The sequence below is a fragment of the Hasllibacter sp. MH4015 genome (assembly GCF_020177575.1).
In the GTDB taxonomy this organism is placed as follows: Bacteria; Pseudomonadota; Alphaproteobacteria; order Rhodobacterales; family Rhodobacteraceae; genus Gymnodinialimonas.
This window is the reverse complement of the sequence record NZ_JAHTBK010000001.1, coordinates 1,620,863-1,636,741: the sequence shown is the minus strand read 5'-3', so window position 1 is coordinate 1,636,741 and position 15,879 is coordinate 1,620,863. Positions and strand designations below refer to the sequence as shown.

Genomic DNA, 15,879 nt, shown 5'->3' with positions numbered 1-15,879 from the left:
GGCGATCTTCTCCAGAGATCACCTGTGTGCCGTAATGCGGGTCTGCCACCCGTAACCTCATCCTCCTTCTAGTCGGATCATTGTGCTGCGTGCCGCCCTTAGCCTCGCGTCGTCGCATGTACAGTTGACTTGTGTTGACCCACGCCCTGCGCGTGGGAGGGCCGGCTCAGACGTCGGCGATTAGGAGAGTGCGAGATGACGAATTTTAACGAGCCGTCCAACCTGGATCAGCTGATCGGCCTGTGGGATTTCCGCAGCGGCAACGAAACCGCCGATACGGGGCTGGATGACGGGATCGCCCAGAACGGCAATGCCATCGACGGCAACGGTCAATCGCCCACCTTCTCCAACGACCAGCTTCACGTCGGCGGCGGCACGAATTCGAGCCCCACGGTGTTCGACGTCAATGCCGACAGCAGCACCTCGGCCGATGACGAGCAGTTCAACCTCGACAAGGGGACGCTGGAGGTCCAGTTCACGCAATCGGCGCATTCCGGCAGTTCCGAAGACGTCATCCTGTCGCGCGGCGAGAAGCATATCGACGAGGATGACGAAGGCTTCTTCGAGATCCGCGTGACCAACGACGGCCAGGTCCAGTCCTACCACAACACCGACAATGGCAACGCGGAAGCGACGCTGTGCACCTCCTCCGGCTTCTTTTCGCCCGGGGATGTCATCAACGTGAAGTACGTCTTCGACAGCGCGACCGGCGCACAGCTGATCGTGGAAAACCTGACGACCGGGGCGTCCGAGACGCTGGTGACCGAAGAGACCGGGCTGACCTTCGACCTGACGGACAATGACGACGAGGAGTTCACCTTCGGCGCCCGTGAAAAGGACGATGGCGTCTACGACAAGGAATTCCAGGGCTCCATCGACTACGTGGCGCTTTACACCACCGACGACACGATCCCGGCCGATCCCGATGGCATCGTCGACGGTGAGGATTTCGGCGAGGTGATGGAACCGGATTACGACGATTCCAACGCGCCCACCGATGGCGGTGGCGACATCATCGACGGGGCCGATGGCATTGACGATGTGATCATGGGCAATGGCGGCGATGACGAGATCGACGCGGGCCTTGGCGACGACACTGTCTTCGGCGGCGGCGACAACGATACGATTTCCGGCAATGTCGGCGATGACCTGATTTACGGCGATAACGGTGGCCCCGCGACGCCGACCGTGCGCGAAAGCTTTGAGTGGAATTCGGTGCCCGATGGCACGGCGGATTCCTTCTCGCAGGATACCGGCTCCGTCACCGTGGATTTCCGCGTTGTGACCGCCGATGCGGGTGTGGAAGACGAAGTCGCCTCCGACCAGCAGAACGTCACGGGCATCGACACCGGCACCGAGACAATCGACGACACGTCGTCCTATGACAGCACGACCAATGGCAACGGCAACGAGGCCAGCTATGAGCTGGACTTCTCCGACCCGGTCGAAAACGTCTCGTTCCGCGTGAACGACATCGACGGCGACGGGATCGTCAAGATCACCGCGCTGGATGCGGCGGGCAACCCGATCACGGTCGAGCTGGAGGCCGGGTCCAACCTGACGCTTCTGGACACCGATGGCGTGGCCGGCAACGACACGGCGGATTCCAATGGCGGCTACCAGCCCGATACATCGGCCGATTACTCCGTCCTCGTGACGATCCCGGGCCCCGTGTCCACGATCATCATCGACCACAGCCAGGATGGCGGCAACAATTCCGGTATCAACATCACGGACGTCTATTTCGACGTGCCGGGCGATGTGGGCAACGGCGCGGGCGACGATGTCCTGATGGGCAACGAAGGCGACGACACGATCTTCGGCGAAGGCGGCGACGATATCCTGACCGGCGGCATCGGCATGGACGAGCTGTCGGGCGGCGACGATGCCGACACGATCGTCGGCGGCGACGATGGCGACATTGCCGATGGCGGCACCGGCTCCAGCGCGCCGGGCGACGCGAATGACCTCGACGTCCTGGACCTGACCGGCGAAGGCCCGTTCCGCATCATCAACGAGACCAATGATGCCGACGGAAACTCCACCTCCGGCACGATCCAGTTCATCGACCCCACCGATGGCAGCGTCACCGGTGAGATGACCTTCATCGAGATCGAAGAAATCCGCGGCGAACGCTACAACGAAGATCCCGATGCCATGGACGATACGGTCGACCTGGACGAGGATACCACGGCGACCTTCAATCCGCTTGGCAATGACAGCGATCCCGATGGTGACACGCCCGTGCTGGTCGATATCTCCGACCCGGCCAACGGTACGCTGACCGACAATGGCGACGGCACCTTCACTTACACGCCCGATCCAGATTTCAACGGGACCGACACCGTCACCTATACCATTTCCGACGGCAATGGCGGCACCGACACGGCCACCGTGACCTTCAACGTGGCCCCGGTGAACGACGCGCCCGACGCGGTGAACGATTCCGTGACCACCGATGAAGACACGCCGATCACCATCGACGTGCTGGACAACGACACCGACGTGGATGGCGACACGCTGGAGATCACCGGCGCATCCGTTCCCGCGGATCAGGGCGTTGTGTCCATCGTCGGTGGCGAGCTGCTGTTCGAGCCGGCCGAGAATTTCAACGGCGAAGCGACGATTTCCTACTCCATCTCCGATGGCAATGGCGGCACCGACACCGCCGAGGTCACGGTGACGGTCACGCCGGTCAACGACGACCCGGTCGCCGTGGATGACAGCGCGTCCACGATGGAGGACGAAAGTGTCGTGATCGACCTGATCGGCAACGACACCGATGTGGACGGCGATACGCTTGAGCTGGCCTCCGTCTCCGTCGATCCCGCATTGGGTGAGGTTGTCGACAATGGCGACGGCACGGTCACGTTCACGCCTGCCCCCGACTACAACGGGCCGGTGACGATCGACTACACCGTGTCCGACGGCAATGGCGGCACAGATGATGGTCAGGCCGTTGTCTCGGTTGGCGCTGTGAATGACGGCCCGGTGGCCGAGGACGACAGCGCCACCACCGACGAAGACACGCCCATCACCATCGACGTGCTCGACAATGACAGCGATCCCGACGGCGACACGCTGGAGATCGTGGGGGCCACGGTCGATCCGGCCCAGGGTACGGTCGAGGTTATCGGCAATGAATTGGTCTTCACGCCCACGGAAAACTACAACGGTCCGGCCGAGATCACCTATACCGTGACCGACAATAACGGCGGCACCGACACCGCCACGGTCAACGTGACCGTCACGCCGGTCAACGACGATCCGGTTGCGGTAGATGACATCGAGACGACCGATGAGGACGTCGCGGTTGTGGTCGACCTGCTTGGCAACGACACCGATGTGGACGGCGACACGCTTGAGCTGGCCTCCGTCTCCGTCGATCCGGCATTGGGTGAGGTTGTCGACAATGGCGACGGCACGGTGACGTTCACACCTGCGCTCAACTATAACGGGCCGGTCACGATCAACTATACCGTGTCCGACGGCAATGGCGGTACCGATGAGGGTGAGGCGATCGTATCCGTGGGTGCGGTCAATGACGGCCCCGTTGCCGTGGATGACAGTGCCTCCACCGACGAGGATACGACCGTCACAATCGACGCTGTGGAGAATGACACCGATGCGGATGGCGATGATCTGACGATCATTTCCGCGACCGTCGATCCGGCGCAAGGCACGGTCGATATCGTCGACAACAAGCTGGAATTCACGCCGGCCGACGATTTCAACGGCGTGGCCGAGATCACCTACACCATCGCCGATGGCAATGGCGGCACCGATACGGGCCTTGTGACCGTGGATGTGGCCGGTGTGAACGATGGCCCCGTGGCGAATGACGACCCGATCGAGGTGGACGAGGATGACAGCGTCACCTTCAACCCGACCGACAATGACACGGACGATGATGGCGACACGCTGACCGTGACCGACATCACCGATCCGGCCAACGGTACGCTGACCGACAACGGTGACGGCACCTATACCTACGAGCCTGATCCGAACTTCAACGGCACCGATGAAGTCACCTACACCGTGTCCGACGGCAATGGCGGCACCGATACGGGAACGATCACCTTCACGGTGAACCCGGTGAACGACGATCCCGATGCCGTGGACGACAGCGACAGCACCGATTTCGAGACGCCAGTTTCCATCGACCTGCTCGACAATGACACGGACCTGGATGGCGACAGCCTGACCGTGACCGAGGCCACCGTGCCCGCCGAACAGGGCACGCTCGAAGATCAGGGCGGCGGCAATTACCTGTTTACGCCCGCCGATGGGTTTGAGGGTACGGCGACCGTGTCCTATACCATCTCCGACGGCAATGGCGGCACCGACAGCGCGGTTCACACGATCGAAGTGGGCGCGGACCCGACCCCGCCCGATGGCGTCGTGGACGGCGAAGAGTTCGGCGAGAACATGGGGCCGGGCTATAACGACGACAACGCCCCCACCGATGGTGGCGGCGACCAGATCGACGGCGACGATGGCAACGACGATGTGATCGAAGGCAATGGCGGCGATGATACGATCAACGCGGGCCAGGGCTCCGACACCGTCTCGGGCGGCACCGGCGACGACGTGATCGACGGCGGCGCATCGCCCGATGGCGACGACCTGTCGGGCGACGAAGGCGACGACACTGTGCGCGGTGGCGGCGGTGACGACACGCTCGACGGTGGCGAAGGCGACGATGTACTTGACGGCGGCGCGGATGATGACGCGATCACCGGCGGCGACGGCAATGACAGCGTGATCGGCGGTGGCGGCAACGACACCATCGACACGTCCGGGTCCGAGGATCTGCTGGATACCGGCTGGCCCGGCTACGGCCCGATCCCGCCCGTCGACCCCGATGCGGACCCCGACAATGATAAGGACACGGTCTTTGCTGGCGAAGGCGACGACGTCGTCTCCACCGGTGACGATGCCGACCTGATCGACGCGGGCACCGGTAACGACACCGTTGACGCGGGCATCGACGACGACACTGTGCAGGGTGGTGCGGGTGAAGATCTGATCATCGGGTCCGAAGGCAATGACGTCCTGTCCGGTGGCGGTGACGACGACACCATCTTCGGCGGTCTGGAAACGCCGGCACCCGATGGCGTGAACTTGGCCGATGATGGCTTCGGCGCCCCGTTCGGTCCCGATCCGCTGACCGACAATAACGCCGACCTGATCGACGGCGGCGCTGGCAACGACCTGATCTTCGGTCAGGACGATGACGACACCATCACCGGCGGCACCGGCAACGATACGATCGACGGCGGTGTGGATGATGATGAGATCTCCGGCGGCCAGGGCGATGACAGCCTGCTGGGCGACCATGGGGACGACAGCATCCAGGGCAACTTCGGCGATGACACGCTGGAAGGCGGTCGCGGCAACGATACGCTGGAAGGCAACGGCGACGATGACCTTATCATCGGCGGCGCGGGCGACAGTATCATCGGCGGCGGCGACAGCGACACGATCATCATCGACCAGGACGAGGTCGACAGCGACGGCGAGAACGACACCGCCATCTTCGCCGACGGCTCCGGCAATGGCGATGACCGTGACACGCTCGACCTGACCGATTTCGTCTCCTACCGGAACCTGGTGGAAACGGTCGATGGCGACGGCGACTCGACCTCCGGCACCGTCGAGGTGAAGAACGACGAGGACGAATGGGTCGAAGTCACCTTCGCCGAGATCGAAACGCTGCTGCTGCCCCCGAAGGAAGCCGACGGCATCGTCGACGGCGAGGAGTTCGGCGAGCTGATGGGCCCGGGCTATGACGACGCGAACGCCCCCACCGATGGTGGCGGCGATCAGATCGACGGCGACGATGGCATCGACGATGTCATCGAAGGCAATGGTGGCAATGACACCATCGACGCGGGCCTCGGCGCCGATACCGTATCCGGTGGCACCGGCGACGACGTGATCGACGGCGGCGCAGATGATGGCGACGACAGCATTGACGGGGACGAGGGCAATGACTCGATCCTCGGCGGTGAAGGCGACGACACCATCGACGGCGGTGACGACGATGACACCGTGCGCGGCAACGAAGGCGACGATGTCGTCTCGGGCGGCGACGGCGATGACAGCGTCACGGGCGGCGCGGGTGACGATACGCTCGACGGCGGCACCGGCGACGACAGCCTGACCGGCGGCTCCGGCGATGACGTGATCGACGGCGGCGAGGGTGACGATACCGTGACGGCCGGAACCGGCGCGGACAGCATCACCGATCTCGACGGCGACAATGTCATCAACTCCGACAATCCCGGCTCCTTCGATCCGGATCTCGGCGTGCCGATCCCGACGGGCGGCCTGACCGGTCCGTTCATCGTGACGCCCCCGGATGCCGATCCGGACGACAACAAGGACACCATCACCACCGGTGACGGCGACGACACCATCAATTCCGGTGACGACGCTGACGTGATCGACGCGGGCAATGGTGACAACGTGATCGACGGCGGCACCGATGCGGACACCATCACCACCGGTGACGGCAATGACAGCATAGTCGGCGGCGAAGGCAGCGACAGCATCGACAGCGGTGACGGCGATGACACCATCGACGGCGGCGTCGGCGATCCTGCGGCCAACTTCATCGACGAGCCGAATGACGGCTTCACCGGCGATCCGATCCTCGACAACGGCGATGACACGATCAATGCCGGCGCGGGCGACGACGTGGTCAACGGCGAAGACGACAATGACCTGATCGACGGCGGCGAAGGCGACGATACGCTGGACGGCGGCATCGACGACGACACCGTGCTGGGTGGCGAAGGCAACGACGTGATTGTCGGCGGCCAAGGGGCGGACAGCCTTGACGGTGGCTTCGGCAACGACACGTTCAATGTCGGCACCTTCACCGATCCCAACGGGACCGGAGATTACCAGGAAGGCGTGGGCGATACGATCGTCGGCGGGGAAGACCCCGATGACGAGGATGAGGATGTCCTTGACCTCACCGGCTCGGGCTCGCTCAAGGTGATCTTCGACGATGCGGTCGATCCGGGCGGTGAGCCGGGTGAATCCGGCACCGTGATCTTCTACACGGACGACACGCAGACCGAAGAATCGGGCCGCCTGACGTTCAAGGAGATCGAGAATGTCATCCCCTGCTTCACGCCGGGGGCCATGATCGCCACGCCGAAAGGGGAAGTGCCGGTCGAAAGCCTGCGCGAAGGCGACAAGGTCATCACCCGCGACAACGGCATCCAGGAGATCCGTTGGACCGGCAGCCGGACGCTGAACCGCACCGAACTGGCCGAAGCGCCGAACATGAAGCCGATCCTCGTGAAGGCAGGCTCGCTCGGGCACAATCTGCCCGAACGGGACATGCTGGTCAGCCCGCAACACCGCGTGCTGGTCACGGGCGAGACGCCGCAACTCTACTTCGACGAAAGCGAAGTTCTGGTGGCGGCCAAGCACCTGGTCGGCAAGCAGGGCGTCAGTGTCGTGGATGCGATGCGGACCACCTACATCCACTTCATGTTCGACCGTCACGAGGTCGTTCTGTCCGACGGGGCCTGGACCGAAAGCTTCCAGCCCGGCGATCAGAGCCTGGGATCTATGGGTGAGGCGACACGCGAGGAAATCCTCGCGCTGTTCCCCGAGCTTGCGACCCAGGACGGTCTGACCGATTACGCGGCCGCGCGCCGCTCGCTAAAGGCTCACGAGGCGAAGCTTCTGCAACTCTGAGTGTGCCTGGGGTCGCGTGTTGCTCGCACCACACGCGACCCCCCGGATTCTGTAGCTACAAGTAACGAGTGGCGCGGACGATCCCAGGGGGCTGGGGTCGTCCGTTTTTTGTGCGCGAATCCCTATCGGGAACCCGTGCCGCGCCCTGTGAATTGATGGGGCAAGGAGGGGTCGACGATGGATATGCAAGAGCTTTGGACGATGGAGGAGAAGTTCTGGCTGGATGGCCCGGATTTCTACGGCGAGGCCATGGCGGCCGATGCGCGCATGGTGTTTCCGGCACCCGTGGGCATCCTGGAGGGCAACGCGATCTTGGAGGGTTTGCGCAACGCGCCGCGTTGGGACGAGGTCGCGTTCGAGAATCGCACGGAAACCGGCACCGATGACGTCGCCGTCCTTGCCTATGAAGCGACGGGATCGCGCGAAGGGGAGGAGCCTTACGTCGCGTTTTGCATGAGCACCTACATTCGCGACGGTGCGGCGTGGAAGTTGCTTGCCCATCAGCAGACGCCGAAGGGCTAGGGGTCAGGCGCCGCGCCCCGCGCGCCACGCCGCCCAGTCTTCCGGCGTGTCGAGGTCGACCAGCGCACGGTGGTCTTGCAGGGGGATCAGGGCCACGTCGCGGGAATGCGCTTTCAGGATGGATCGCGCCCCTTCGTCGCCGTGGAGCCTACCAAGCGATTTGAGGTATTTCGGGGCGAACACCACGGGCTGGCCCGGCTGCCCGTCCTTGCTTGCGGCTTGCAGGATCGGGGCCAGACCCTGCCCGTGCATGCCGAGAAGCAGGTGCAGGTCCGACGCCGTGATCTCGGGCATGTCGGCCAGCACGATCATCACCGCCTGATCCGTGAGCCCCGCCACGCCCGCGCGGATCGACGCGGCCATGCCGTCGTCCCCTTTCGCTTCCACGATGTCGACATCCGCATTGTCCAAAGCGGCGCGGCGCGCGCCTTGGCCCGGCCCCAGAACGACGCGTGTGGCCCCCGCCTTGGCGCAGCGGTCGGCCATCAGGCGCAGAAGGGGTTCGCCGTCCACCTCTTCCAACAGCTTGTCCTTGCCCTTCATCCGCATCGAGGCACCGGCGGCCAGAAGCACGATCAGTGCGTCGCTCATCCCCGCATCCGTGTGCCGTCGGCATCGAAAAGCGGCGCGGTGATGAGGTGGGCGCGGCGCATATGGCCGAGGATTTCGATCTCCACCTCCAACCCTTCGGTGGCTTGCGCGCGCGGGACGAACCCCAACGCGATAGACTTGCCCGCGTGGTGGGAATAACCGCCCGATGTGCAGAAGCCATGCACCGCCCCGTCGATCCAGATCGGCTCATAGGCCACGACATCGGCATCGTCGGCATCGACCTCGAAGGCCGACAGCACGCGATCCGGCGGCGTGGCGCGTTCGGCCGCCGCCGCCGCGCGCCCGATGAACTCCGCGTTCTTCTTGAAGGATATGAAGCGGTCCAACCCTGTTTCGGCGGGCGTGTAATCGGGGGAGAATTCGCGCATCCAGGACCCGAAGAACTTGTCGAGCCTGAGCGACATCATCGCCCGCATCCCGAACGGATTCATGCCGAATTGCTGGCCCGCGTCCCACAGCACGTCCCACAGCGCGCGCTGTTCCATCGCGTTGACGTAGATCTCGTATCCGAGATCGCCGGTATAGCTGACCCGCTGCACGATGGCGGTGCTGAGCCCGATGGTCAGCTGGCGCACATCCATGAACTTCATGTCGCTCACATCCTCGCGCGCAACTTCCCGCAAAACGTCCCGCGCGCGTGGGCCCGCGATCTGGAACCCTGTGCGCCGGTCGGAGATGTTGTCGAGCGTGACTTCGCCCTCCGGCGCGTTCTGCATAAACCAGCGCATGTGATAATCCTGCGCGCCGTAGGACCCGGTCAGCTGGAAATGCCCCTCGCTGAGGCAGGAGATGGTGAAATCGCCGATGATCTTGCCGCGCCGGGACAACATCGGGCTGAGGGACAGGCGACCGGGCTGCGGGATGCGACCCGCCATGATGCGGTCGAGCCAGTCCCGCGCGCCGGGGCCTTGCACGTCGTATTTGCCGAAATTCTGGACCTCGTTGATGCCGACCGCCTCCCGCACCGCTTTGACCTCTCGCGCCGTGGCGTCCCAGGCATTGGAGCGGCGGAACGACGGTGTCTCATACCGGGGCTCGCCCGGTTCCGCGAAGTAATTCGGCACTTCCAACCCGTATTGCTGCCCCCAGACCGCGCCCATCGCGTCGAAGACGTCATACATAGGCGTGGTGCGGAAAGGCCGCGCGACGGGCAGCTCCTCGTTCGGGTAGACGACTGAGAATCGCGTCTGGTAGTTCTCGATCACCTTGGGCAGCGTGTAACCCGGCGTGATGATGCGCCCGAAGCGGGCGACATCCATGGCCATCACGTCGCGCTCCGCCTCGCCCTCGATCATCCACTGCGCGAGGCTGAGGCCCACGCCGCCACCCTGGCTGAACCCCGCCATCACACCGCAGGCGGACCAGTAATTGCGCAAGCCCGGAACGGGGCCGACCAGCGGGTTGCCATCGGGGGCGAAGGTGAAGGGGCCATGGATGACCGATTTGATGCCCGCGCGTTCCAGAACCGGGAACCGGTTATAGGCGAAGGCGATCGAATCCTCGATCTTGTCGAAATCGTCGGGCAGCAATTCGTGGCCAAACTCCCACGGCGTGCCATCGACGGCCCAGGGGCGACAGGTTTTCTCGTAAAACCCGATGCAAAGCCCGCGCCCTTCTTGTCGAAGATAGCTTTCGCCCGCGGGGTCCATCACGTGGGGATGTTCGGTATCGCGTTCGTAGATTTCGGGCGTCTCCTCGGTGACGAGGTATTGATGCTCCATCGGGTGCAGCGGCAGGTAACAGCCCGCCATCGCCGCCACTTCCCGTGCCCAGAGGCCCGCGGCGTTGACCACATGCTCAGCGATGAGGGTGCCCTGATCGGTTACAATCTCCCATGATCCATCCACACGAGGGTTCGTCTCCAACACCTTGGTATGGGTGTGAATTTCCGTCCCGCCCATACGCGCGGCCTTTGCATATGCATGGGTCGTGCCGGACGGGTCCAGATGCCCGTCGAGCGGATCGTAGAGCCCGCCCAGGATACCGTCGGTATTTGTGATCGGTGCCAGCGCCTTGATCTCGTCCGGGCCGACGATTTCCGTCTCCAGCCCTATAAACCGATGCTTCGCGCGCTCGGCCTTCAGCATGTCCAGCCGCTCCGGCGTATCCGCCAGCGTCACACCGCCCACATGGTGCAGGCCGCAGGACATGCCGGTCATCTCCTCCAGCTCTCGATACAGGCGGATCGTGTAGCCCTGAAGCGCGGCCATGTTGGTATCGCCATTGAGCGTGTGAAACCCGCCCGCCGCATGCCAGGTGGAGCCGGATGTCAGCTCGGAGCGTTCCAGCAACACAACATCGGACCACCCGAGCTTCGTCAGATGATACGCGACCGAGCACCCGACGACGCCACCGCCGATGATGCAGACGCGGGTATGGGATTTCATGGGCGACCTCCGGTATGATTTGGCTCATCTGAGGGCAGGGGGCGGGGGGCGGCAAGCCGGAAAACGACATCAGCGGGTCGCGCGTTTGACATGTGGCCGACGCCGGTGGCGGGGTGTGCCGAGGCCGTCGAAAACGCGGGCCTCAACGCTCTGCCAGATGATCCTGGAGGAGGGCCCGGACGGCATCGCGCGGGACGTCGCCCGTCACGAACGCCTCTCCGATGCCGCGCGCGAGGATGAAGCGCAACTGCCCCGCCACAACCTTCTTGTCCTGCCCCATCAGGTCGAGAAGACCGTCCGCATCGGGCAGGGACCCGTCGATGTCGCGCAGGTCCCGCTTCATGCCCATAGCCGCCAGATGGGCGCGTACCCGGCTGGGATCTTCCTGAGCGCAGAGGCCGAGGCGGGCGGACAGATCGAAGGCCAGCGCGCAGCCGATGGCCACCCCTTCGCCATGGAGCAGGCGATCGGAATAGCCGGTCGCGGCCTCCAGCGCGTGGCAAAAGGTGTGGCCAAGGTTGAGGAGAGCGCGGTCGCCCTGTTCGGTCTCGTCCCGGACCACGATATCGGCCTTCATCTGCACCGAACGGCGCACCGCCTCCTGTCGCAAAGTGGCATCGCCTGCGGCCATGGCGGGGCCGTTCTCCTCCAGCCAGGTGAAGAAGTCGGCGGCGCCCAGAAGGCCGTATTTTGCCACTTCGCCGTAGCCCGCCAGGAAATCGCGCGGCGTCATTGTGCCAAGCACGTCGATATCCGCCAGCACCAGCGTCGGCTGGTGGAACGCCCCGATCAGGTTCTTGCCGTGGGGCGCGTTGATCCCGGTCTTGCCGCCCACCGAGCTGTCGACCTGTGCCAGCAGGGATGTGGGGATTTGCACGAACCGGATGCCGCGGCGGTGGATGGCGGCGGCGAACCCGACCAGATCACCAATCACGCCTCCCCCGAAGGCCACGACGATATCGGCGCGTTCGACCTTCTCCGACAGCAGCCAATGGGCGACCTGTTGCAGATGGTCCCAGGATTTCGTCGCCTCGCCCGGGGGCAGGATCAACTCACGGGCCTCAATCCCGGCCGCGTCCAGGCCAGCTTTCAGGGTGGTGAGGTGCAGTTCCGCCACCCGCGCCTCGGTGATGATCCAGACCTTCGGGCGTGGGGTGAGGGCGGCAAGGCGCGCGCCCGATTGCGCCAACAGGCCGGAGCCGATTTCCACATCATAGGCCCGGTCGCCCAGATCGACATGCACCACATCCTTCATACCCGGTGCCCCCTCATCCCGCGCGCGTTGCGTTTTCGGAGGCCACGACCGTGCCATTGGCACGAAGAATATGCATGACCTCCGCCGCCGTGCGGTCGATGGACCAATGGGGCTGCACCGTGACCTTGGCGGGGGCGAGCGCGTAGGCGGGCGTGCGCGTCGCCAGCAATCCGGCCAGCGTGGCCTTGGGATCCTCGGTGCGCAGAAGGGGGCGGTGGCTCTTGTGTTTCACGCGCGACCACAGAAGGTTCAGATCGCCCTCCAGCCAGACGACACTGGCCTGTGCCATCAGCATCTCGCGGTTTTGGGCCGACAACCACGCGCCGCCCCCGGTGCTGAGCACGCAAGGCGGACCCTCCAGCAGGCGGGCGATGACCTGGCCCTCCTTCTCCCTGAAAAACGGCTCTCCGAATCGGTCGAAAATCTCGGCGATGCTCAATTGGGCGGAGGCGACGATCTCCGTGTCGGAATCGCGGATCTCCACACCCAGTTCGGCGGCCAGAGCGCGGCCGATGGCGGTCTTGCCCGCGCCCATCATGCCGATCAGCACGATGGACCGCGTGAGCTTGAGCCCGGTCTGTGGCACGCTTTCGCCCATCCCTGAAAATTGTCCCCCCCGACTGGCAAATTCCCGCCGTCCATGGCTTATAGTGATTTCCAACCGGCGGCAAACGCCGATCGGCCCGCGCGCGGGGCGCGGGAAAAGACGATTGCGGGGTCTGGGGTCCACTCCATGGGGCGTATCATTATCCTTTTGTTTGGCCTGGTCTTTATCGGGTTTCTCGCGCTTGTGGGCTATGCCTATTCCGGGCTGATGCAGCCCGAGGTGCGCAGCGTGACGCAACCCGTGACGCTGGATGCGGACTAGGCCGGTGGCGCGCGCGACCCTGACCCTGACGTTGTTGTGTGGCGCGCTTGCCGGCCCGGTACTGGCCCAGGACGTCGCGAGTGACCTGCCGCCGCTTGGCACACCGGATTGGTTATCGGACGCGATCACTCGCCCGCACGCAAATGTCGCCACCGATGCCTCCGTGCCCGCGATAACCGTTTTACCGCTGGATGCGGTTCAGTTGGACGCGACGGGCCTGCTTCCGGCCTCCATCACCGGCTTGCCGGAGGGCCTGTGGGGCGCGTCGGAGACGGCGGTGCTGGCCGACCTGATGCGCCGTCAACCGGCCCAGGGCCTGCCCGCGATGCTGGGTTTCACGGAAACGCTGGCCCTGGCCGAACTGGACCCGCCGCGGGACGCGCCCCCCGAAAGCGCCGCCTTGTTCCTGGCCCGGCTCGACATGTTGCTGAGCCGCGGCGCATTGGAACCGGCGCAAGCGATGATGGAACGTGCGGGGCCGACCGATCCGGCCGTGTTCCGCCGCTGGTTCGACGTCTCCCTCCTGACGGGCCATTCCGACCGGGCTTGCGCTGCGATGAATGCGAATCCCGACATCGCGCCCACGTTTCCTGCGCGCATCTTCTGCCTTGCGCGGGGCGGCGATTGGTCCGCCGCGGCCCTGTCACTCGGCACCGGAGAGGCTCTGGGCCAGATCACGGAGGAGGAGGGCGATTTGATCGCGCGCTTCCTAGACCCCGAATTGTTCGAGGGCGAACCGCCATTGCCCCCCGACAGCACGTTGACGCCGCTGGAATTCAAGATGCGCATGGCAATCGCGGAACGGCCCGATATGACCGGGCTGCCGTTGGCCTTCGTCTATGCCGATTTGTCGGTGCTGGCCGGCTGGCGCGCGCAGCTGGACGCGGCGGAGCGCCTGACAAGATCCGGTGCGATCGAACCGCAGCAATGGTTGGCGATCTATACAGCGCAGGCGCCGTCAGCCTCCGGCGCGGTATGGGACCGGGTCGCGGCGTTGCAGGCCTTTGACGCGGCGCTTCTGGCCGGTGATCCGGTGGAAGCCAGCCGCCGTCTTGGCCCCGCGTGGCAAGCGATGCAGGAGGCGGGGCTGGAGGTGGCCTTCGCCGATATCTATGCCGAGCGCCTGATGCGCACGCCCCTGGTGGGCGAGGCCGGTATCCTTGCCCGGCGCGTCGGTCTGCTCTCTCCGATCTACGAGCAGGTTGCCCAAAGCGCCATCGCCCAAAGCACGGAGGAGGCGTTCGCCTTCGCTATCGCGCGCGGCCTTCCCCCCGACGCCGCCACGTTCGACCATTCCACGGACCAGGCCATCGCCGCCGCCTTCGCCGCGGAGCCGCCCGTCCACCGTTACGCGAGCTATCTTTCGGAAGATCGGTTGGGGGAGGCGCTTTTGCGCGCGTCCATCGTTCTGGCGCGGGGCGCGGGCAGTGCCGATGCCGATGACCTGACCGACGCGCTTGTGCTGTTTCGCAGCGTAGGGCTTGAGGACGTGGCCCGCCGCGCGGCCCTGCAACTGCATCTGTTGCGGGGGTAGGGGCGTGGGAGGACCGGCCAGCGACAGCGACTGGATTACGCTCTACCTCGATGCGGCGGCCGCCGAACAAGGCGCGGCGCGCAACACGCTTCTCGCCTATGGGCGCGACTTGCAGGATGCCGCGGGCGCGCTGGCCAAAGGCGGCGGGTTCGCCATGGCGGACCGTGCGGCGCTTGAGAGCTATATCGCGGGGCTGGAGGCCGACGGGCTGGCGCCGGCCACCCGTGCGCGGCGTCTGTCCTCGCTCAAGCAGCTCTACCGCTTCGCCCATGAAGAAGGCTGGCGCGCCGACAATCCGACCTTGCAGATCACGGGCCCCGCCCGCGCGCGACGCCTGCCTAAGACGTTGAGCCTTGAGGATGTCGATGCGCTTCTCGCGGCGTCGGAGGTCCATGGCCGCAACGCCGCCGACCGTCTCCGCAACCGCGCGTTGATGCAGATCCTCTATGCCACCGGCCTTCGGGTGACGGAGCTTGTTTCGCTGCCCGTGGCGGCCTTGCGCGGCGATCCGCAGATGCTTCTGGTGATGGGCAAGGGCGGGAAGGAGCGGGTCGTGCCCCTGTCCCCGCCCGCCCGTGAAGCCGCCGCCGCGTGGCTTGCCCACCGCGATGCGGAGGAGGCGCGCGCGCAGACTGAGACCGGGGCAAAACCCAGCCCCTTTGCCTTCCCTTCGCGTGGCAAATCCGGCCATCTGACGCGGGTGCGGTTCTTCACCCTCATCAAGGAATTGAGCGTGACCGCCGGCCTCGACCCCGCGCGGGTCACGCCCCATACGCTGCGCCACGCCTTTGCCACGCATCTGTTGCAGAACGGGGCCGATTTGCGCGCGATCCAGACGCTTCTGGGCCATGCCGACATCGCCACGACCGAGATCTATACCCACATCCTGGACGAACGCCTGCGCGCGCTGGTCCTTGAAAAGCACCCGCTCGCCCGATCGGACTAGGGCGCTTGCCTCGTGAAAAGCACCCGAAAAGTGCTG

At 64.9% G+C, this 15,879-nt stretch carries 9 protein-coding genes; 5 read left to right on the top strand and 4 right to left on the bottom strand.

Annotated elements, in window-relative coordinates; all coding sequences use genetic code 11:
* The first annotated feature begins 195 nt into the window (after positions 1 to 195).
* Together KUW62_RS08510 and KUW62_RS08505 are read left to right on the top strand one after the other, a co-directional pair.
* A complete protein-coding gene (locus KUW62_RS08510; protein ID WP_224815062.1) occupies positions 196 to 7,719 on the top strand; it encodes a tandem-95 repeat protein in 7,524 nt (2,507 codons plus the stop codon).
* A gap of 177 nt (positions 7,720 to 7,896) precedes the next feature.
* Positions 7,897 to 8,241 (top strand): DUF4440 domain-containing protein, encoded by a 345-nt coding sequence (locus tag KUW62_RS08505; protein ID WP_224815061.1) that lies wholly within the window; start codon positions 7,897 to 7,899, stop codon positions 8,239 to 8,241.
* A gap of 3 nt (positions 8,242 to 8,244) precedes the next feature.
* On the opposite strand, the gene KUW62_RS08500 is transcribed toward KUW62_RS08505, so the two are convergent.
* From KUW62_RS08500 to KUW62_RS08485, 4 genes are all read right to left on the bottom strand, one after another.
* Positions 8,245 to 8,832 carry an NTP transferase domain-containing protein gene (locus tag KUW62_RS08500; RefSeq protein WP_224815060.1) on the bottom strand — a complete coding sequence of 196 codons (588 nt, stop codon included), beginning with the start codon at positions 8,830 to 8,832 and terminating at the stop codon, positions 8,245 to 8,247.
* The gene (locus KUW62_RS08495) at positions 8,829 to 11,240 is read right to left on the bottom strand and encodes an FAD-dependent oxidoreductase (RefSeq protein WP_224815059.1); all 2,412 of its coding nucleotides are present in this window, start codon (positions 11,238 to 11,240) and stop codon (positions 8,829 to 8,831) included. The genes KUW62_RS08500 and KUW62_RS08495 overlap by 4 nt, the downstream gene beginning before the upstream one ends.
* 142 nt (positions 11,241 to 11,382) lie before the next feature.
* Complete coding sequence (gene aroB / locus KUW62_RS08490) at positions 11,383 to 12,495, bottom strand: 3-dehydroquinate synthase (protein ID WP_224815058.1); 1,113 nt, start codon at positions 12,493 to 12,495, stop codon at positions 11,383 to 11,385.
* Between the two features lie 13 nt (positions 12,496 to 12,508).
* Positions 12,509 to 13,093: a shikimate kinase gene (locus tag KUW62_RS08485; RefSeq protein ID WP_224815057.1), complete on the bottom strand. Its 585-nt coding sequence runs from the start codon at positions 13,091 to 13,093 to the stop codon at positions 12,509 to 12,511.
* 42 nt (positions 13,094 to 13,135) lie between these two features.
* On the opposite strand from KUW62_RS08485, the gene KUW62_RS08480 reads away from it, so the two are divergent.
* Genes KUW62_RS08480 through KUW62_RS08470 form a run of 3 tightly spaced genes read left to right on the top strand, consistent with a single transcriptional unit; the run spans position 13,136 to position 15,843 of the window.
* Positions 13,136 to 13,363: a hypothetical protein gene (locus KUW62_RS08480; protein WP_224815056.1), complete on the top strand. Its 228-nt coding sequence runs from the start codon at positions 13,136 to 13,138 to the stop codon at positions 13,361 to 13,363.
* A 4-nt stretch (positions 13,364 to 13,367) separates the two neighbouring features.
* Positions 13,368 to 14,897, top strand: a complete 1,530-nt coding sequence (locus tag KUW62_RS08475; RefSeq protein ID WP_224815055.1) for a hypothetical protein — start codon at positions 13,368 to 13,370, stop codon at positions 14,895 to 14,897.
* Positions 14,898 to 14,901: 4 nt separating this feature from the next.
* Positions 14,902 to 15,843, top strand: a complete 942-nt coding sequence (locus KUW62_RS08470) for a tyrosine recombinase (RefSeq protein WP_224815054.1) — start codon at positions 14,902 to 14,904, stop codon at positions 15,841 to 15,843.
* Positions 15,844 to 15,879 lie beyond the last annotated feature (36 nt).